Annotated in this window: 20 protein-coding genes; 12 read left to right on the forward strand and 8 right to left on the reverse strand. The window is 66.4% G+C overall.

The window, feature by feature from the left end:
* Positions 1–10 precede the first annotated feature (10 nt).
* Positions 11–952 carry a 2-hydroxyacid dehydrogenase gene (locus GR316_RS13185; protein WP_211785498.1) on the reverse strand — a complete coding sequence of 314 codons (942 nt, stop codon included), beginning with the start codon at positions 950–952 and terminating at the stop codon, positions 11–13.
* Between the two features lie 182 nt (positions 953–1134).
* Between GR316_RS13185 and putP the strand changes: the two genes are divergently transcribed.
* Positions 1135–2595, forward strand: a complete 1461-nt coding sequence (putP, locus tag GR316_RS13190; protein ID WP_211785499.1) for a sodium/proline symporter PutP — start codon at positions 1135–1137, stop codon at positions 2593–2595.
* Between the two features lie 98 nt (positions 2596–2693).
* Positions 2694–3461, forward strand: a complete 768-nt coding sequence (locus GR316_RS13195; RefSeq protein ID WP_211785500.1) for a LamB/YcsF family protein — start codon at positions 2694–2696, stop codon at positions 3459–3461.
* Here the strand turns inward: GR316_RS13195 and GR316_RS13200 are convergent.
* Entirely contained in the window at positions 3458–4117 is a 660-nt protein-coding gene (locus tag GR316_RS13200; RefSeq protein WP_211785501.1) for a DnaA N-terminal domain-containing protein, read from the reverse strand. The two genes, GR316_RS13195 and GR316_RS13200, sit on opposite strands and share 4 nt — an antisense overlap.
* A 411-nt stretch (positions 4118–4528) precedes the next feature.
* On the opposite strand from GR316_RS13200, the gene GR316_RS13205 reads away from it, so the two are divergent.
* From GR316_RS13205 to GR316_RS13215, 3 genes are all read left to right on the forward strand, one after another.
* Complete coding sequence (locus GR316_RS13205) at positions 4529–5833, forward strand: AAA family ATPase (protein WP_211785502.1); 1305 nt, start codon at positions 4529–4531, stop codon at positions 5831–5833.
* Positions 5830–6918, forward strand: coding sequence for a ParB/RepB/Spo0J family partition protein (locus GR316_RS13210; protein WP_211785503.1), 1089 nt, complete (start codon positions 5830–5832; stop codon positions 6916–6918). The genes GR316_RS13205 and GR316_RS13210 overlap by 4 nt, the downstream gene beginning before the upstream one ends.
* Positions 6919–6994: 76 nt before the next feature.
* Complete coding sequence (locus GR316_RS13215; protein WP_211785504.1) at positions 6995–8188, forward strand: glycosyltransferase; 1194 nt, start codon at positions 6995–6997, stop codon at positions 8186–8188.
* On the opposite strand, the gene GR316_RS13220 is transcribed toward GR316_RS13215, so the two are convergent.
* The gene (locus GR316_RS13220) at positions 8154–8711 is read right to left on the reverse strand and encodes a DUF2585 family protein (RefSeq protein WP_211785505.1); all 558 of its coding nucleotides are present in this window, start codon (positions 8709–8711) and stop codon (positions 8154–8156) included. The two genes, GR316_RS13215 and GR316_RS13220, sit on opposite strands and share 35 nt — an antisense overlap.
* Before the next feature lie 82 nt (positions 8712–8793).
* Here GR316_RS13220 and GR316_RS13225 point away from each other — a divergent pair, with 82 nt between their 5' ends.
* Complete coding sequence (locus tag GR316_RS13225) at positions 8794–9135, forward strand: DMT family transporter (protein WP_211785506.1); 342 nt, start codon at positions 8794–8796, stop codon at positions 9133–9135.
* A 46-nt stretch (positions 9136–9181) separates the two neighbouring features.
* Here the strand turns inward: GR316_RS13225 and GR316_RS13230 are convergent, their stop codons facing one another.
* From GR316_RS13230 to GR316_RS13250, 5 genes are read right to left on the reverse strand one after another with little or no spacing between them, the layout of a single operon-like run.
* On the reverse strand, positions 9182–10372 hold the full coding sequence (locus GR316_RS13230; protein ID WP_211785507.1) for an FAD-dependent oxidoreductase: 1191 nt from the start codon (positions 10370–10372) through the stop codon (positions 9182–9184).
* An 11-nt stretch (positions 10373–10383) separates the two neighbouring features.
* Positions 10384–11136: an ABC transporter permease gene (locus GR316_RS13235; protein ID WP_211785508.1), complete on the reverse strand. Its 753-nt coding sequence runs from the start codon at positions 11134–11136 to the stop codon at positions 10384–10386.
* 19 nt (positions 11137–11155) lie between these two features.
* Complete coding sequence (locus GR316_RS13240) at positions 11156–11935, reverse strand: ABC transporter ATP-binding protein (RefSeq protein ID WP_211785509.1); 780 nt, start codon at positions 11933–11935, stop codon at positions 11156–11158.
* A complete protein-coding gene (locus GR316_RS13245; RefSeq protein ID WP_211785510.1) occupies positions 11932–12684 on the reverse strand; it encodes an ABC transporter permease in 753 nt (250 codons plus the stop codon). The genes GR316_RS13240 and GR316_RS13245 overlap by 4 nt, the downstream gene beginning before the upstream one ends.
* Positions 12681–13670 carry an ABC transporter substrate-binding protein gene (locus GR316_RS13250; RefSeq protein WP_211785511.1) on the reverse strand — a complete coding sequence of 330 codons (990 nt, stop codon included), beginning with the start codon at positions 13668–13670 and terminating at the stop codon, positions 12681–12683. The genes GR316_RS13245 and GR316_RS13250 overlap by 4 nt, the downstream gene beginning before the upstream one ends.
* A gap of 151 nt (positions 13671–13821) precedes the next feature.
* Here GR316_RS13250 and GR316_RS13255 point away from each other — a divergent pair, with 151 nt between their 5' ends.
* From GR316_RS13255 to GR316_RS13280, 6 genes are all read left to right on the forward strand, one after another.
* Positions 13822–14478, forward strand: coding sequence for a TetR/AcrR family transcriptional regulator (locus GR316_RS13255; RefSeq protein ID WP_211785512.1), 657 nt, complete (start codon positions 13822–13824; stop codon positions 14476–14478).
* A gap of 162 nt (positions 14479–14640) precedes the next feature.
* Positions 14641–15450, forward strand: coding sequence for a MarR family transcriptional regulator (locus GR316_RS13260; protein ID WP_211785513.1), 810 nt, complete (start codon positions 14641–14643; stop codon positions 15448–15450).
* Between the two features lie 84 nt (positions 15451–15534).
* Positions 15535–16002: a tripartite tricarboxylate transporter TctB family protein gene (locus tag GR316_RS13265; RefSeq protein ID WP_211785514.1), complete on the forward strand. Its 468-nt coding sequence runs from the start codon at positions 15535–15537 to the stop codon at positions 16000–16002.
* 10 nt (positions 16003–16012) lie between these two features.
* Positions 16013–17506, forward strand: a complete 1494-nt coding sequence (locus GR316_RS13270) for a tripartite tricarboxylate transporter permease (RefSeq protein ID WP_211785515.1) — start codon at positions 16013–16015, stop codon at positions 17504–17506.
* A gap of 26 nt (positions 17507–17532) precedes the next feature.
* The gene (locus GR316_RS13275; protein ID WP_211785516.1) at positions 17533–18516 is read left to right on the forward strand and encodes a tripartite tricarboxylate transporter substrate binding protein; all 984 of its coding nucleotides are present in this window, start codon (positions 17533–17535) and stop codon (positions 18514–18516) included.
* A gap of 33 nt (positions 18517–18549) precedes the next feature.
* Positions 18550–19971 carry a sulfatase family protein gene (locus GR316_RS13280; protein WP_211785517.1) on the forward strand — a complete coding sequence of 474 codons (1422 nt, stop codon included), beginning with the start codon at positions 18550–18552 and terminating at the stop codon, positions 19969–19971.
* The last annotated feature ends 42 nt before the right edge of the window (positions 19972–20013 follow it).

A 20013-nucleotide genomic window follows, 5' to 3' on the forward strand; every position in this document is an offset into this window, starting at 1 on the left:
CGCGCGGCCCTCAGTCCGGGATCGGCGACAGAAGCGGGCGGCCTTCGAAGAACGCCGTGAGGTTGTCGATCCCCAGCTGATGCATCGCGCCGCGCGTCTCTTCGGTGCCGCTGGCAAGGTGCGGGGCCAGCACGACGTTCGGCAGCGCCAGAAGGCGCGGATCGGGCGTGGGTTCGGAGAGGAACACATCCAGCCCCGCCGAGGCGATGCCCCCTTCCTCCAGCGCGGCGATCAGGGCAGCTTCGTCCACCACCGTGCCGCGCGCGATGTTCACGAGGCAGCCCTCTTCGCCAAGCGCGCGCAGCACCTCGGCCGAGACGAGGCCCGCCGTCTCCGCCCCGCCCGCCGCCGCCACGATCAGGATGTCGGCCCATTCGGCCAGATCGCGCGGATTGTCGTGGAAGGCATAGGGCACGTCCTTCTTCGTGCGGCCCGAATAGGCGATTTCTAACCCAAAGGCTTCGCAACGCGTGGCGATCGCGCGCCCGATATTGCCGAGGCCCACGATCCCCACCTTCTTGCCCGCCGTGGAGCGGGTGAGCGGGAACATCCCCTTCTGCCCCCAATCGCCCGACCGCACATAGGCATCCGCCTCGATCAGGCGGCGGCGCGCGTTCAGCATCAGCGCCAGCGCGATGTCGGCCACGTCATCCACCAGCGCGTCCGAGGCGTTGGAGATGGCGATCCCCCGCGCGCGCAGCGCCGCGATGTCCAGCGCCTCGTACCCGGCCGAGGTGATGGAGACCATCTCCAGCGCCGGAAGCTGCTCCAGCATGGCGGCATCCAGCGGGAAATGCCCGCCGCAATAGACGGCACGGCAGCGCGGGCCCCATTCGGCAAGGAAGGCAACCGGGTCGGCGGCGGTGTCGTAGCGGTGGCAGGTGAAGCGTTCCTCCAATGCGGCCATCTGGGCGGGGCGGGCGGTGAAGGCCACGAGCAGGTCGGGTTTCATGCGCGGTACTCTCCTTGGGCTTTGGGAATGCTGGCCCTGCATGACGCAGGCAGTTAGCCCGCGCAAGGCGCGATCCAAGGCCCCTGCCCCGCGCGCGAAAGACACGCCCGCCCAACAAAGCGTTTTGTTTTCCGGCCTGGCCATGAAACAACGCGCCACGTTTCACAACAGGAGACAATGACATGCAGACGGGAGTCTGGATCAGCCTTGCCGCCTATTTTCTGCTGATGGTCGGCATCGGCATCTACGCCTGGCGCAAAAGCACCGCCAGTTCCGAGGAATACATGCTGGGCGGGCGCAACCTGTCGCCGCAGGTCGCGGCGCTGTCGGCGGGCGCTTCGGATATGAGCGGCTGGCTTCTCTTGGGCCTGCCGGGGGCGCTGTTCGTGTCCGGCCTGTCGCAATCGTGGATCGCGGTGGGCCTGTCGATCGGCGCACTGCTCAACTGGATCATCGTCGCGCCGCGCCTGCGCGAACAGACGGAGCGTTACGACAACGCCCTGACGATCCCCGGTTTCCTCGGAAACCGCTTTCCCAGCCGCGCGGGGCTGCTGCGCTTGGTATCGGCGATCATCATCGTGATCTTCTTCGCCGTCTATACCGCCTCGGGGCTGGTGGCGGGGGGCAAGCTCTTCGCCAGCGCCTTCGGGGGCAGCTATATGGCGGGGGTGCTCATCACGCTGGGGATCGTGCTCGTCTATACGGTGATCGGCGGGTTCCTTGCCGTCAGCCTGACCGATTTCGTGCAAGGCTGCATCATGATGCTGGCGCTGGTCGTCATGCCCATCGTGATCCTGACCACCGGACAGGGCGGCGGCGTCGGACAGGCGGCGGACCGGCTGTCGGGGATGGATGACAGCTTCCTCTCCCTCTCCACCGGGGTGACGGCGATCGGCTGGATCTCGGCGATGGCGTGGGGCCTCGGCTATTTCGGGCAGCCCCATATCATCGTGCGCTTCATGGCCATTCGCCGCGTGTCGGACGTGCCGCGCGCCCGCGCCGTCGGGATGAGCTGGATGCTCGTCTCGCTGATCGGGGCGGTGTCGCTCGGGGTGTTCGGGCGGGCCTATGCGCTGCGCAACGGGCTGGAGATCGCGGACCCGGAGACGCTGTTCATCGTGCTGTCGAACCTGTTGTTCCATCCGCTGGTGACGGGGTTCCTCTATGCCGCGCTGCTGGCGGCGATCATGTCCACGGTCTCGAGCCAGCTTCTCGTCTCCTCCTCCTCGCTGACCGAGGACATCTACCGCCGCCTGCGCAAGCGCCCCGCCACCGAGCGGGAGCTGGTGACGGTGGGCCGTCTGGCGGTGCTGGCGGTCGGGCTGGTGGCGGTGGTGATCGCGCGCGATCCCGACTCGCAGGTGCTGGGCCTCGTCTCGAACGCATGGGCGGGCTTCGGCGCGGCCTTCGGCCCGCTGATCATCCTCGCGCTGACATGGCCGCGGATGACGGGCACGGGCGCCGTCGCGGGCCTGATCACGGGCGCGGTGACGGTGATCCTGTGGATCGCGCTCGGCCTCAACCAAACGCTGCTGGGCGGCGATGGGCTCTATGAGATCGTGCCGGGCTTCGCCGCCTCGTGGATCGCGATCGTCCTCGTCAGCCGCGCGGGCGCGGACCGGGGCGAATACCGCGCCGCCTGAGGGGGCGCGCGGCGCGGGGGGGCTGTCCCGCGCCGCATCTTGCCATTCCCGCCCCCCGGATGCGACACCCATCGGGGCCATCCAAAGGGGGAACGGAAATGCGGACCATCGATCTCAACTGCGATATGGGCGAGGGCTTCGGCGCGTGGAGCATCGGCGACGATGCCGCGATGCTGGACATCGCCACCACCGCCAACATCGCCTGCGGGTTCCATGCGGGCGATCCGGTGGTGATGCGCCGCACCATCGGCCTTGCGCGCGAGCGGGGGGTGGCGATCGGGGCGCATCCCTCCTTCGCCGATCTGCCGGGCTTCGGACGCCGCCGCATTACGGGCGAACGCCCCGAGGATCTGGAGACGCAGATCATCTATCAGATCCTGTCGCTCGGCGCGCTGGCGCGGCTGGACGGGCATCCCCTGACGCATGTGAAGCTGCACGGCGCGCTGTCGAACATGGCGGCCGAGGATGCCGCCTTGGCCGAGACCTGCGTACGCGCGGTGCGGGCGGCCGATCCGGGGCTGATCTTCGTGGCCCTGCCCTATTCCGAAAGCTGGACCGCCGCCGAGCGGGCGGGCCTGACGCTGGCCTGCGAGGTCTTTGCCGACCGCACCTATGCGCCCGATGGCCGTCTGATGCCGCGCTCCGCCCCTGGATCGGTGATCCACGATGCCGCGCAAAGCTGCGAGCATGTGCTGGAGATGGTGGTGAACCGCCGCATCCCGACCGTCGGCGGCGCCCCGCTGGAGGTGGAGCCGGACACGATCTGCGTGCATGGCGACACGCCCGGCGCGGTGACCATGGCCCGCCTTCTGCGCCGCGCGCTGGAGGCCGAGGGCGTCAGCCTCGCGCCCTTTGCGCGCCGCTAACCTTCGATCCGCAGGGCGTGGATGCCGTTCTCACGCCCGGCGGCAAGGATGCGCAGCGCCAGATGCGTCTGCACATAGGAGGCGTGGAACCGGCTCGGGGCGTGCAGATGCAGCTCTCCGCCCTGCAACGGGCCGGGGCGCAACTGGCGCAGCCATGTCGAATAGAGGACCGGGGCCTCGGCGGCGAAGCTCTGCAGGATGCGCGTCCACGGATCCTCGCCCTCGGGCTGGGGAAAGGGGATGACCTGCGATGTCCCCGCGGGGACGGGGGATGGGGTCAGCCGCTCCTCGAGGTCGGGGCCGATGGCGGCCCAATGGGGGGCGGTGTCCTGCAACAGCTGCGCAAGGCCCAGCCCGTATTCGGCCACCCGGCCCCGCCCGCCCTGTCGGCGCAGCACCAGCCAGCCACGTTCGCGCAGGCGGGCCATCTCGCGCTTGACGGTGCGTTCATCGACCGACCAGAGGGCCGCGATCTCGCGCTGGCCGGTGGCGAGGCGGTCGCGGCGCCAGTCGTAGCGGGCCGTGATCAGCACGATCAGCCGCAGCGCCAGACGCTGATCCGCCGGCCCTCCGGCCAGACCCGCCGCGCCGATCGCGGTCAACAGATCGTACTTGCGCGACGCGGCGCCCTGCCCCGTCAACCGTGCCACTGCCATCTTCACCTCTGCCGCATCGCTGCGGTCGTCTTACGCCCCGGAAGCTTGCGTTCCGGTTGGGGCACCGTGCGCAGCCCCCGGCCGGGATGCAACACAACGCTTTTCGAACCTCGGCGGTCATTAGCGTTGCCCGGACCGATTCTGTCAAGACGCAACCCGCCCGGATCCGATCCGAGAATCTAAAAGAAGGTTATAAGGTATTGGGGGACACCCATGATGTCCCCTGATCATCCCCAAAATGTCCCCTTAGGGTGGGCAGATGGGCGATCCTGTCCCCTTTTGCGCCCGTGGCGCCGCTGGGATGTCCCCGCAGGGACATAATCGCTGCCCTCACGATAAACCCTCTTTATCTGTTTTGCAAATCCGGCGTAAATGCAGGAAAGGAAGACAAGTACGTTGGCAGGAGGCGAAATGTTCACCCATGATGATTTGACGCGACTGCAGAGCCAGTCGCTCAAGATGCAGGGCTGGATCCGGCAGCAGACCTACTCCCCCGAGATGGAGAAGACGCTCCGGCGCTTTTCCAGCTGGGAATTGGCCGAACTGATCCTGGGGGTGAACCAATCGACCCTGCGGGGACGGATGGCGGCGGACCCCTCCCTGCCCCAAGGGCTGGTGGAGGAAGACGGTCGGCAGCGCTGGTACACGCTGGAGGAGATCAACGAGATCCGGCGCAAGATGAAGATCAACCGCAAATCGCTGCTGCCGCCCCGCCCGGCGGGCAAGCGCGCGATCCGCGCCGCCGTCGCCAACTTCAAGGGCGGCGCGGGCAAGTCCACGGTGGCGCTGCACTTCGCGCATGCGGCGGCGCTGGACGGCTATCGCGTGCTGGCCGTCGATTTCGACCCGCAGGCCACGCTGTCGCATTCGATGGGCCTGTCGGATGTCGCCGAGGAGTTCACCGTCTGGGGCATCATGGCGCGCGATCTGATCCGCGAGACGGAGCGGATGAACAACGCCGTGCGCGGCGCCGAAACCGGCGCCGCCCTGCCCGAACGCCGCCTGCCCAGCAGCATCACCGGCATGGGCCTCAGCGATCTGCGCACGATGGACTTCATCAAGCCGACGCCGTGGCCGACGGTGGACATCATTCCCTCCTGCGCGAACGCCGCCTTCGTGGAGTTCGCCTCGGCGCAGTACCGGCATCTGAACCCCGAATGGTCGTTCTTCGCCTCGGTCTCGCGCTATCTCGACAGCCTGCCGGCCGATGCCTATGACATCATCATCTTCGACTGCCCGCCCGCCATCGGGTATCAGTCGATGAATGCGGTGTTCGCGGCCGATGTCCTCTATATCCCCTCCGGCCCCGGCTATTGGGAGTATGACAGCACCACCTCCTTCATCGGGCAGCTGGCCGAAGCGCTCGGCGATCTCAGCCAGTTTCAGGGGATTGTCCCCGCGGGGACAATGGCGCTGCCCAAGGCCTTCCTCGACCTGCGCTTCCTTCTGACGCGGTTCGAACCGAACAACGAATTGCACCGCGCGATGCATCAAGCCTTCCGAAAGGTGTTCGAGGGTAGGGTGGCCGAACATCCGATCGAGATGACGCGGGCGGTCGAGCAATCGGGCCGGTTCCTCGCCTCGATCTATGAAACCGACTATCGCGAGATGACGCGGGAGACGTGGCGCCGGGCCCGCGCCTCGTTCGACCGCGCGTATATGGAGTTCCGCGGCAACCTCGTCGCGGCATGGGACAAACTGGAGGCTGAGGCATGATCAAGCGGCGCACCTTCGACATCGATTTCCCCGGGGACGCACCTGTCCCCGCGGGGACAGACAGCCCCGAGCGGGAGACGCGGCGCGGCCCCATGGCCGCCGCCATCAGCGAAAACGCCGAGGCGCTGCGCGAACGGCAGGCCACCGAGGCCGCGATCCGCGCCGAGAACGACCGCCTCGCGCATGAACTGGTGCGGCTGAAGAAGCTGGGCCTCGTGACGGATCTGATCCCGCTGGACGCCATCCGCGCGACCAAGCTGACCCGCGACCGGGCCGAGGGGCGCGATCCGGAACTGGACGAGCTGAAGGAATCCATCCGCGCCGTCGGCCTGTCGAACCCCATCCGCGTCGAGGCGGACGGGCAGGGCGGCTATCAACTGGTGCAGGGTTTCCGCCGGCTGGAGGCCTTCCGCGAACTCTACGGCGAAACCGGCGAGGAGCGGTTCGCCGCCATCCCCGCGGGGATGATCGCGCCGGGCGAGACGCTGGAAAGCCTCTATCGCCGCATGGTCGACGAAAACCTCGTTCGGCGAGATATCAGTTTTGCGGAAATGGCAATTCTCGCAAGAAGCTATCTTTTGGACCCGGACACCGCCGCCACCTCCATCGACCAAGCCATCGCGACGCTGTTCCAATCGGCGGGGCGGCAGAAGCGTGTCTATATCCGCAACTTCACCACGCTGCTGGACCGGGTGGGGATGCACCTGCTGCACCCCCATGCGATCCCGCGCGCGCTCGGCCTCGATGTGCTGAAGCGGGTGGAGCGGGAACCGGGCGCGGCCACCATGCTGGGCCGTCTGCTGATGACGCAGCCCGAACGGACCGAGAGCGACGAGGTGATGATCCTGCGCGATTTCGCCGCCGGCGCGGGACAGCCCGCCCCCGTGCGCCCGGCGCGCGGCCCCGGCAATCCCGGCGCCAAGACGACGATCCGCGTCGCGCGCGGGGACGATGTCGCCCGTTGCACCGCCACGCATGGCCGGGTGGAACTGCGGATGGACCGCGATTTCAGCGCCATCGACCGTCATCGCCTCGAACAGGCGCTGGAGGCGTTTCTGACCCGGCTGGACGATCCGAACGGCTGATCTTCTGTGCAGGGGCGGACGGGGGGCTATGTCCCCAACCGCCCCGGCGCCCCCGGACTGACAAGAGCGTTCCGTCATGCATATCGCCGCCTTCTGCCCGCCTTATGCCAGCCATCTGCGCGCCTTTTCGGCGCTGGCGGAGGCGCTGGCCGCGCGGGGGCACCGCGTCACCTTCGTGCTGCCGCAGGGCAGGGGGCCGGACACCGACCATCCGGGGGTGGAGGTGCATCATCTGGATCTGGGCGCCACCGGCGGCGGCGATCAGTTGCGCGCCATCGCCAGCAGCGCCGCGCGCACGGACCTGCTGTGCCGGGCGGCGGGGCGGCTGCCGGATGTGGACGCGATCCTCGGCGATCAGACGGAACCTGCGGCGGGGCTGATCGCGGCGCATCGGGGGCTGCCGCTGATCGGGGTGGCCTGCGCGCTGCCGCTGGACCCGGCGCCGGGGGTGCCGCTGCCGTTCCTCGGCTGGCCCTACGATCCGGGGCCGCGCGGGCTGCGGCGCAATGCGGGGGGCGACCGGGTGGCCGATTGGATCCTGCGTCGGCACAACGCGGTGATCCGCGATTGGTCCGCGCGCTTCGGCCTGCCCCTGCGGGAGCGGATGACCGATTGCCTGTCGGATCTACTGACCCTGTCGCAGACGCTGCCCGGTTTCGATTTCCCGCGCCCGCCCGGGCCGATCGTCGAAACGGGCCCCTTGCGCCGCGCGGTGCGCCAGCCGTTCCCCGCCGATATCCATCCCGACCCGGACCGGCCCTTCGTGTACCTCTCGCTTGGGACGGTGCAGGGGCACCGGGTGCGGATGCTGCGCCTGCTGAGCGAGGCCTGCCGCCGCGCCGGGGCGCAGGTGCTGGTCTGCCATGCCGGCGGGCTGTCACCCCGCGCGGCGGCGGCGCTGAACGCGACATGGGTGCGCGATTTCGTCCCGCAGGAGGCGGTTCTGGACCGCGCCGATCTGTGCATCACCCATGCCGGCCTGAACACCGCGATGGAGGCGCTGATGCGCGGGGTGCCGATGCTTGCGGTGCCGATCGCCTTCGATCAGCCGGGGGTGGCGGCGCGGCTGGATCATCACGGCGTCGCCCTGCGCCAGAACCGCCGCACGCTGACCGTGGACGGGGCCGAGCGTCAGATCCGTCGCTTGCTGCACGATCCGGCCTTTCGCACCCGCGCCCGCGCCTTCGGCCCCGGCCCCGGAACCGCCGCCGCGGTGGACCGGATCGAAGCCGCCCTCAGCCAAGCCCAAGGGCTCGTAGCAGCCCAATGATGTAACCGTCGTCGATCCACAGACTGACGCCGACCTCCACCGCGATCAGTGCCGCGACGACGGCCCAGACCGGCAGCCGCGACGCCAGCATCCCGCCCGCCACCGTAAACGCGGTATCGCCGAGCGAGTTCAGGATGCTGTCCCCGTCATAGCCGCGCGGATCGCCCGGCTCGTATCCGAAGACGGAGATGATGGCGGGCATGTTCTCCATCACTTCCCAGATGGAGGAGCTGACGAGCACGATCAGCGCCAGCCGCGCGACCGGCCAATGCGGCCTCAGCGCGCGAAAGATCAGCAAGAGCGCCATCCCGAAGCCGAGATGCAGCACCGAATAGGGGTCCGCCAGATGCTGCGAGTTCTGCGCCGGGTCCAGCCGGACCTGCCACGGCCAATCCCCGCCGCAGCCGCAGCCCGGATCGCGCCCCATCAGCGCCAGAACCCCCGCCTGAAGCAGCACGAGCGCGATCATCAGGACGGGGGCGGGAAGGCGCCACAGGCTACGGAACACTTTCATGTTCAACATCTTAATCCGCGCCGCCCGCTTGCCCAGTGACAGGGGCGGGTGTTAGCGTCGAAAAACACGCCCGACCGGATCGAAAGGCCCCATGTCGCCGATGCTGTTGTCTTGGGTGATGCTCGCCATCGCCATCCTGAGCGAGGTGGCAGGCTCCACCTGCCTGATGCTGTCGCGCCAGTTCACGAGGCCGCTGCCTTCGATAGGGGCGGCGGTGCTCTATGTCGTGGCCTTCTATTTCCTATCGCTGTCGCTGCGACACATCTCGCTCGGGATCGCCTATGGCGTATGGGCGGGCTGCGGGGTGGTGCTGACGGCGGTGATCGGGCTCGTGGTGTTCCGTCAGGCGCTGGATGCGGCGGCGCTGATCGGCCTTGGCCTGATCATCGCCGGCGTCCTTGTCATCAACCTCTTTTCCCGCGTCGGGCATTAGCCGCCCGCCGACATGGCAGCGGGCGGCTTTGGCTATCTACCTGATTCTACGCGGCAATCTCTCGTGCGAAATCGCGCGGGTCGTAGTCATAGACCCAGTCGGTATTGATCCCGGTCGTGCGCGGATCGTCCTTGGCGCGGCGCGCATATTCGGCGTCGCGGCGGGCCATCTCTTCCTCGGTCGGCAGGTGATATGTCCGGCCACGCTCGCGGGCCTCCAGCTGGACGCGCGCGGTGCGCGGACGGCGCTCGTCCTCATAGGCGGCGAGTGCGGTGCCAAGATCGCCATGCATGGCCAGCGCCTCGGCCAGCGCATAGGCGTCTTCGATCGCCATGGCGGCACCTTGCGACAGGAAGGGCAGCATCGGATGGCACGCATCGCCCAACAGCGTGACCGCGCCCTGCGACCAACGTTCCATCGGATCGCGGTCGAACAGGCCCCAAGTGAACGTTTCGCCCACCCCTTCGAACAGGGTGCGCAGGTCCGGGTGCCATCCGTCGAAATCCCGAAGCATATCTTCGACCGAGGCGCGGGTGCTCCAGCTTTCGGCAACCCATTCCGGCGCTTCGGTGACGGCGACGATGTTCACCGCCTGCCCACCCTTGACGTAATAGGTGACGACATGCGCCTTCGGCCCCATCCAGAACGAGCTTTCGGGGGCGACGTAATCCACCACGCCGCCGGTCGGCACCAGCGCGCGATAGCATTGATGGCCCGTCCAACGCAGGCCGCCTTCGCCGAAGATATGGCTGCGCACCACCGAGCGCACGCCGTCCGCCCCGATCACGAGGTCCGCGTCGAAATAGCTGCCATCCGCGAACCGTGCACGGGCGCCGTTGGCCGTCTGCTCCACCCCGGTGCAGCGCATGCCGAACCGGCAATTGGCGACCGGCAGTTCGGAGATCAGGATCTCCAGCAAATCCGCCCGATGCACGTGGATGAAGGGCGCCTCGTAATGGGCGCGGAATTCCGGACCGAGGTCGATGCGGAAGTTCTGCCGTCCGCTCTGCCAGTGGCGGCCGCTCACGGCTTGCGGATAGAAGGCCGCCGCGTGCAGCTTGTCCCCAAGGCCAAGACCCATCAGCGCCTTGACCGCATTGGGGGTGACCTGAACACCCGCCCCGACCTCGCCGAAGGCAGGGGCCTGTTCGAAGATGGTCACGTCGAACCCCTTGCGCAGCAGGGCATGCGCCGTCGCGGCGCCGCCGATGCCGCCGCCGATGATTGCGATTTTCATAAGTCGTCCTTTCAGTTGCGCCAGTGCAGGAGGCGCTTTTCAAGCCGCCCCACGACGCCGCGCTCCAAGAGCTGCATGGCGATGATGAAGATGATGGCCACCGCGGCCACGTCGCGCATGCGCAGCAGGCGGAAGCTGTTGAATATCTGGGCGCCGATGCCGTCCGGCTGGCCGATCGCCTCCACTACGACCACCAGTTTCCACGACAGCGCGAAGGAGAAGCGCATCGCCGTCAGAAGCGCCGGGACCAGTTGCGGGGCCAGTACCGTCCAAAGGCGGACATGGCGCGGCAAGTGATAGATCTGCGCCATCTGGTCCAGATCGTGATCGCGCGCCTGCACGTTGGAGCGGACGATGTTGGCCACGAACGGGGACACCGCGAAGGTGAGGGCGACGAAGCCAGCCGTTTCGCCCGTTCCAAGCGCCAGAATGGCGAAGATGATGTAGACCGGGTCCGGCACGGCCAGCGCCAGCGCCAGAAGCGGCTGGAAAAACGCCTCGGCGCGCTTGTTCAAGCCGATGAAGAGCCCGATCGCCGATCCGGCCAAGGTCGCGGCGGCAAAGGCCGACAGCACCCGGCCCAATGTCAGCGTGAAGTTGTTCCAGAACGCCCCGGATGACAGCTGCGCCTCCATCGCGCGCAGGGTCGATCCGATATCGGGCACCCATGGGCCGAAGTTCAGCGCCATGACGTGCCAGACCGCAAGCATCGTCAGCAGCGCCACCATGGCCGCGGCAACGCGCGGCGGGATGCGCAGGGACATGGGCGGCGCCGTTGCAATATCACGCGACATCGCGCTGCCCTCCAAGGCCCCACGGCGCTTGAACGCGGGCGATGATGTCGCCCTCGATCTCGGAGATGCGGGGATCGTCGTAGTTGCGGGGGCGGGCCAGCGGAACGGTGAAATCCTCGTGCAGCCGCGCGGGGCCGCGCGATAGGATCAGGATGCGATCCGCAAGGAACACCGCCTCGCGGATGGAATGGGTGACGAAGATCACCGTCACGCCCGTCCGCTGAACGATCTGCGTCAATTCCTGCCGGAGGGATCGCGCGGTCACTTCGTCCAAGGTCGATAGCGGTTCGTCCATCAGGATGTAGGACGGATCGACGACCAGCGCCCGCGCGATGGAGACGCGCTGTCGCTGCCCCCCCGACAGGCGCATGGGCCAAGAATCCTTGAACTGGCCGATATGCAGGATGCCGAGGATCTCGTCGATCCGGCTGTCCCATTCCGCCTTCGGGACGGGGGACGCGGCCAGCGCGATCTCCAGATTCTGGCGCACCGTGCGCCATGGCAGCAGGCGATGGGATTGAAAGACGTAGCCGAGGCGCGGCGCGGTCGATGCGGGGGTAAAGAGTTCCGCGCCCTCCACCCAGACGCGCCCTCGGCTGGGCGCGCTCAGCCCCGAGATGACATTCAGCATCGAGGATTTGCCGCAGCCGGACGGACCGAGGATCGCCACGAACTCGCCGCGTTTGACATCGAAGTCGAGCCGTCTCACAGCCTCGGAGGTTTCATAGGACACGCCGAGATCCTCGACCCGCAGAACGCTGTCGGTCATGCTTCTTTCCTCCAACGGAAGGTGTGTTTTTCCAATGTGCGGATCAGCCCGTATTCGGCGATCAGCACGATGGCCATGAAGACGAGCAGCCACAGGTGCACCTCGATCATGAACATGTATTCCCAGGCATGTTCGAATTTCGCCCCGAACCCGGCCCGGGCGGCGCCGAAGATCTCCGCCACGACGATGACCTTCCAAGCCAGCGCATGGGCATTGCGCAGCGACGCGAAGATGTAGGGCGCGACGTAGGGCGCCCAGACATGGCGCACCTGCGTCAACAGGCCAAGGTGATAGATGCGCGACATCTCATCGAGTTCGTTGTCGGCGCTGTTCAGCCCGTCGCGCATGCCCATCGCCATGTAGGGAAAGGTGATGAACGCAACGACGAGGATGTAGCCGACTTCGGACCCCTTGAAGATCGCAAGCGCGAGGATGGCGGCGATCGCGCTTGGCGTGCGCAAGGCCGCGATGACGTACCAACCCAACACATCGCCCATGAAGCGCGACCGGGACATGACGAAGGCGGCGGCGAAACCGGCGACGACCCCGAGGGACAATCCCGCCACGACCCGCCCCAGCGTCAGCCCGATATTCGACCATGTGGCCGGATCGGAAAGGAAATGGGGCAGGGCGGCCAGCACGGCGAATGGCGATTCGATGAACGTTGCCTGCGCAGCCGCCAGATACCACGCCGGTATCAGCAGGATGAGTGCCGCGCCCGACCATAAGGTGCGTTCGGCCCTGCTCATGGACGTGGGCCGATCGTATCTTCGAGCGTGACGAGCGTGCCGTCCGGCACCTCTTGGATCACCGAACCGTCTTCGGCCAGCTCGCCGAGGAAATCGAGCGCCGCCGTCCGCTTCTCTTCGGACCAGTCATTGGTGAAATAGCCATAGGTGTTGCCGTTCTCGATCATCTGATCCAGCACGGCGGGGTCCGAAATCCCGAGGGCTTCGGCGATGTAGGGTTTGCGCAGGATCTCGTAATGGCTGTCTTCCAGCATCGCGATCGCGTCGTCATAGGCATCGCGGACCGCATAGACGAGGGCGGGGTTCTCCTGCATCCAGTCCTCATGGGCGACCATGTTCGTGATCCACGGCGCGAAACCGTCATTCTGCTTGGAGAAGGCCTCGTGCGCCTGAAGGAGATAATGGCCGTCCGTCGCGACCATCGCCTCAGAGACGAAGCCCTCGAAGTCGAAGATCGCATCGACCTCGCCCTGCGCCAGCAGTTGCACCAGTGCCGCCGGGCCCACCTGCGCCATGTCGTACTCTTCGAGGACGTCGAAGCCGTACATCTGTTGCACGATCAGGCGAATGAACGCGGTCGTCCCGCTATCGGCGCCGAAATGGCCGACCTTGTGGCCCTTCAGGTCTTCGGGGGTGGTGGCATCGGAATCGCCCGGGACCACGATCCCGAGATAGAGGTTGCCGACCGGATAGAACGCCGAGACGTCGAACCCTTCGGCCCGCGCGATCGCAACGCCCAGCAGGTCGTTGTCCATCGCGATGTCGGAATTGCCGATCAGGAAGTTCTGGAACAGCCCATCGCTCGGCAGGTATTCGAACGTGCCGGTGAAGCCGTGCTTCTTGTCCAGCCCCTCGCCCTCGATGATCATCATGGGCACGCCGCCGATGCTTCCGGCTACGGCCTGCATGGTGACGGTGGGCCCATCGGCCCAAGCGGCGGTCGTGCCAAGGCACATGGCGCAAAGGCCATGGATGATATGTCGCATAGGATTTCCCCGTTGGTCTCTTGTTCTGTGGGGATCAGCCTATGAAGCCGCTTTAATTAATCAAGCGTATAAATAATATTTTGTACCGTTTTCCATGTAAGGTTAGAGTATCAGGGCAAAGCGCCCTAAAATTTGGCATCGGAAGAAGAAAATGACACGTGCCGACCTCAAACCTCGCAAGCCGGGACGGCCCGAAGGCCAGACGAACCTTTCGTCCGACATCCTCGATGTTGCCGAGGTCATGTTCGCCGAACAGGGCTTTGCCGGCACGACGCTGCGTCAGGTCGCGGATCGCCTTGGGGTCAATCCGGCGATGATCGCCTACTACTTCCAGAACAAGGACAATCTGTTCCGCAGCGTCTTCACCCGCCGGGGGCATGCGATTTCGGCCGGGCGCATGGAGCGGCTCGCCGCGCTTGCCGGGCGGCCTTACGGCGTCGAGGATCTGGTGCGCGCCTTCATCGAACCCGCGGCCGAACTCTACGACGACGTTCAGGGACGCGCCTTCCTCAAGCTGCATGCGCGCCTTCATATGGAACCGGAGGAGCTGTCCTTCGAACTGCGCCGCGTGGTGCACAACGAATCGACCCATGCCTATGCGGCGGCGTTCGTCCGGCTTCTCGGCCTTCCGGAGCGGGAGGTGTATCAGCGCATGTCGCTTCTGATCGGTGCCTATCTCTATGCCTTTTCCGGCACGAGTCGGCTGGGGGAGCTGATGGGCGACGACACGGACCCGATGAAGGGACTTCTTCCCGCCACGATCGCCTTCGGCACCGCCGGCATGGTGGCTGGCATCACACCGTCATAGGGCGGGGCGAAAGCCAAAGAACCGTCGCAAATCCACGAAGGGTAATCGGCGCCGGGGCCAACGGCCTATGCGATGTACTGGGGTGCGCCCCTTGACAGGCGCATGCGGCGAATCCATACATATTCCAATAATGGAATTGTCCGAACCGTATTTGGAATACCGATGGATCCGACCGAACGCACATTGCAGGTGCTGGAATACATCATGGCGGCCGGCCCCGGCCCGGTGAAGCAGGTGGACATCGCCCGGCATTGCGGGCTGTCGCCCTCCACGCTGAACCGGATCGTGAAAACGCTGTCCGAATGGGGTTATCTGTTCCGTACGTCGGAGAAGTACTGCGTGCGCAACTTCCGCCTCGAGCGGAACGTGCCGATGTCGCACAGCTATCTGGCCAAGCTGGACGCGATGATGACGGATCTGTCGGTCCGGCTCGGCGTCTCGGCCGAGGTGATCGTGGTCGCGGGGCACGAACTGCTGTGGCATTCCAAGGCCGACCATCCCGACCCGGAGGTGGTGATCCGCGCGGGCGTCGGCTTCCGCCGCTCCCTCTATGAACTCGACGTGCTGTCGCAGCTCTATCTAAGCCGGATGCCGTGGGAGGACGTGCGCGCCATGTTCTACACCGAGGGCTTTTTCGAGACGCCGCGCAAGGGCGGGGGGCCCACGCGCTGGATCCCGGAGGAGACCGTGCGCACCACGTTGGAACGGATGCGCCCCGAGGTTTTCGCCGCCGATGCCGAGGGCAACCATGTCGGCATCCGCCGCCATGCCACCGTGGTGGAGGATCCGCATGGCCGGTTCCTGCATCTGGTGGCGCTGGCGGAACCGGCGGCGGCGGGCGATGCGCGCCCGGAGACGTACCGCGAGGCGCTGCTGGCGGTCCGGGCCGAACTGTCGGTTCTGGCCTATGCCGAAAGCGCCACCAATCGGCTGGTGCCGAAACATCATGCGATGTCGCTTCGCGGGGGGTGAGGCGGCGCACGCGACCATCGGAGCATTGGGGGGAGGACATATGACGGACCGGAACGGGACCATCGCGCAGGGGCGGGCGGCGGCATGACGTGGAAACGCCTCAACATACTGATCGCGGTTCTGCTGATCCTCGGCGGGGCCAGCTATGCCGCCGCGATCAACCGCAGCGCCGCGCAGGCGATCTTCTTTTCGTCGGCCGGGATCGGTCCGGCCTATTTCCCGAACATCCTTGCGGCGCTGCTGATCGGGCTGAGCCTGATCGTGCTGATCCGCAACATCGCCGACCGGAGCGCCGAGAAGGCCGCCCGGATCGTCACCGAGAATGCCGGGTACATCCTCGGCACGCTTGCGCTGGCGGTGCTGGCCATCGCGCTGTGGCAGGTGACGGGCTTCTTCTATCCGGTCGTGTTCGGGCTTCTGGCCGTGCTGATGTCGGTGTTCCGCGCCGAGACGGGCGGGCGGCGCGCAGTCGTCACCGGGATCGTGACGGCGGCGGGCACGACGCTGTTCATCTATGCATTGTTCGGAAGAATTCTGCAGGTTTCATTCTGAGGGGAGCGGAATGGACACGTTCGGCCAAGATCTGATCCATCTTTTCACGATCACCAACATGCTGTGCATCCTGCTGGGCACGGTGGTCGGCATGGTGTTCGGCGCATTGCCGGGCCTTGGAACGGTGATCGCGGTGGCGCTGCTGCTGCCGGTCACGTTCACGCTGCCGCCGCTGGCGGGCATCCTGATGCTGCTTGCGACCTATCAGGCGGGGGAATACGGGGGCTCCATCTCGGCGATCCTGCTGGGGGTGCCGGGCACGCCGCAGGCGGCGGCCACGGTGATCGACGGGCACCCGATGGCGGTGAACGAATCGCCCGGCAAGGCGCTGAGCTATTCGCTCCTTGCCTCCAGCATCGGGGGCATCTTCGGCGGGCTGGTGCTGATCTTCGTGTCGGTGCCGCTGGCGAAATTCGCGCTCAATTTCGGCAGCCCGGAATATTTCCTGCTGGGGGTGATCGGCCTGCTGACCGTCGCCCTGCTGAGCGGGCGCGACAAGATCAAGAGCATGATCTCGGTCGTGCTGGGGCTGATGGCGGGCACGGTGGGGGTCGATGCGCTGACCGGCGTGGACCGCGCGACCTTCGGCCAGCCCGAGCTGATGGACGGCATCAACCTCGTGGCGCTGCTGGTCGGGATCTTCGCCATCTCCGAATTGCTGGCGATGATCAGCAAGGGGCTGAACATCCGCTATGTCGCCGATTACGCGCGGCTGAAGACCGGCCTGACCGGGGCGGAGGTGAAGGGCGTGGCCAAGCCCACGCTGATCGGTTCGCTGATCGGGGCGGGCACGGGCATCCTGCCGGGGATCGGCGGGGGGGCGGCCTGCTGGTTCGCCTATGCGCTGGCCAGCAAGCTCTCCAAGAATCCCGGCGCGTTCGGGCGCGGCAGCCCCGAAGGGATCGCGGCGCCGGAATCGTCGAACAACGCGTCGGCGGGCGGGGCGCTGGTGCCGTTCCTCGCGCTTGGGATTCCGGGTTCGGCGGCGGTGGCGATCATCATGGGGGCCTTCGTGATGAACGGCATCCAGCCCGGCCCCGGCGTCTTCACCGCCGAGCGCGATCTCGTCTATGGCATCTTCTACGGCTTCATCGTGACGACGGTGGCGATGTATCTCGTGGGCCGCCTGCTGACGCCGATGTTCGCGCGGGTGCTGGTGGTGCCGAACGCGTTTCTGGTGCCCATCGTGCTGGTGCTGTGCCTGATCGGCATCTACGCCTCCAACGCGGCCTTCTTCGATCTGTGGCTGGCGATGGGGATCGGGGTGCTGTTCTACATCCTGAAACGGCTCGAATATTCGGTGTCCTCGGTCATCATCGCCTATGTGCTGGCCCCGATCATCGAAGAGAACTTCCGCCGGTCGCTGAACCTGTCGAACGGCAGCTACGGCGTGTTCATCTCGGGCCCCTATTCGATCCTGCTGGTCCTCGCGATCGTGGCCGCCCTCGGGTGGAGCGTGCACGCCGCCCTGCGGCAGCGCCGCGCGCGGCCAGCGGTGCAATGACAACGTGAAGTGGAGGGAGGAAATCCATGTTCAGACTGCTTGAGACGTTCAAGGTGCAGGCCGCCGTTCTGGCATCGGCTGCGGTGATCGCGGGCGCGGCGCCGGCGCTGGCGCAGGGCTATCCCGAAAAGCCGATCACGTGGATCGTGCCCGACGGGGCGGGCGGGGGGCTCGATTCCGTGGTGCGCACGATCGCGCCCTATGTCGCGCGCAACCTGCCGAACGACGCGACCATCGTGCTGAAGAACCTGCCCGGCGCGACGCAGACCATCGCCGTGTCGGCGGTGCATGACGCGCGCCCCGACGGGTACACGATCGGGCAGGCCTCGGTCGCGCCGCTGACGATCATGCCGCATCTGGGCAAGACGAAATACGACGGCTACGAGGATTTCGACCTGATTGCGAACGTCTTCGACGCCGCCCATTACATGGTCGTGCCCGGCAGTTCCGAATTCGACAGCTTCGAGCAGCTTCTGGATTATGCCAAGGCCCATCCGGGCGAGGTGAAGATCGGCATCGACGGCGTGTTCAACGCCCAGCATCTGCCGCTTCTGGGGCTGGAGCAGGCGGCGGATGTCGATCTGAACGAGATCGTCTATCAAAGCAGCGCCGAGACGAAGAAGGCCCTTCTGGGTGGCGAGATTGATGCCGGCATCATGCCCTCGCACATCATCGTCGCCGAAGAGGACAGCGGCTCGCTCCGCGCCGTGGTGGACATGATGGAGGTGAAGGCCGACTACCTGCCGGATGTCCCCTCGCTTGCCGATCTGGGCTACACGCCCAGCCAGCTGTTCGTCGGGGTGATCGCGCCGAAGGGCCTGCCGCAGGACATCCGCGACACGCTGACCGGCGCGGTCGAGGCCGCGCTGGCGGACCCGGAACTGGACGCGATGCTGGCCCGGCAGGGCGTGCTCGTGAACTACAACGGGCCGGAGGAATACAGCGACCGGCTGGAGCGGCTGGACGATGTGAACCGCCGCATCCTGACCGATTTCGGCGTGCTGAAATAAGCGCGCCCCCCTGTTGATCCGAAGGTTCCAGAGATGACGACCGACCCGAAACAACCGAACTTCCTGTGGATCTGCACGGACCAGCAGCGTTTCGACACGATCCGCGCCCTTGGGAACGGCCATATCCACACCCCGAACCTCGACCGGCTGGTGGCGACGGGCGTGACCATGGCGCAGACCTATTGCCAGAACCCCGTCTGCACGCCCAGCCGGGCCAGCTTTCTGACGGGGCGCTATCCGCGCACCACGGGCGTGACGCGCAACGGCAACGATGCCTTCCCGGAGGACGAGGTGCTCGTCCCCCGGATCCTTGCCGATCACGGCTATGTCTGCGGGCTGATCGGCAAGCTGCACCTTTCGTCGGCCGATGGCCGGACCGAGGTGCTGCCCAAGGATCACGGCTACGATGTCGTCCGGTGGAGCCATGGGCCACGGGACGGCTGGGGCGACGACAACGCCTATCAGGCGTGGCTGCGCGCCAAGGGCGTGGCATGGGACGATGTGTACAAGGGCAGGGCGGGCGGCATACCCGTCCAGCACCATCAGACGACATGGTGTGCCGAGGAGGCGATGGCCTTCATCGACACCCATCGGGATCGTCCGTGGATGCTGAGCATCAACATCTTCGACCCGCACCACCCCTTCGATCCGCCCGCCGAGCACAAGGCGAAATACCCCGCCGAGGACATGCCCCTGCCCAAATGGCGCGCGGGCGAGTTGGACACCAAGCCCGCCCTTCAGCGCAAGGATTACGAGGAGGGCGGCCAGAGCGGCCTCGGCCCCGCCTGCCGCGCGCTGAGCGACCGGGAGAAGCAGGACTACGTCTCGGACTATTACGCGATGATCGACCTGATCGACCTGCAGGTCGGGCGGCTGATCGACCATCTCGAAGAGCACGGCTTGCGCGAGGATACCGTCATCATCTTCCACAGCGACCATGGGGAGATGCTGGGCGATCACGGCCTCATCCTGAAGGGCGGACATTTCTATCAGGAACTGGTGCATGTGCCGCTGATCCTGTCCTGCCCGGCGCGGCTGATGTCCGACTTGCGCAGCCCCGCGCTGACGGAACTGATCGACATCGCCCCGACCCTCTTGGAGCTTGCGGGCATTCCGGTGCCGCACCGGATGCAGGGGAGGAGCCTTGCCGCCCTGCTGCGCGGCGATGCGGATCCCGATGTGCATCGCGGCTCGGTCTATTGCGAGTATTATGATTCCCTGCCCGCCGCCCATCAGGGCACCTTCGCCACGATGTATTTCGACGGCCGCTACAAGCTCACCGTATTCCACGGGCAAAGCGTGGGCGAGCTCTACGATCTTCGGACCGACCCCGACGAATTCGACAACCGCTGGGACGACCCCGCCTGCCGCGATCTGCGCGCCGATCTGGTTCTGCGCAGTTTCGAGCGGAGCATCCGCACCGTCGATCCCGTGACCATCGTCGGAAACTTCTGACGATCCGCCCCCTTCCGCAGCGCGCGGCCCTCAGCAAAGACC

Origin of the sequence: Falsirhodobacter algicola, assembly GCF_018279165.1 — a bacterium.
GTDB lineage: Bacteria > Pseudomonadota > Alphaproteobacteria > Rhodobacterales > Rhodobacteraceae > Falsirhodobacter > Falsirhodobacter algicola.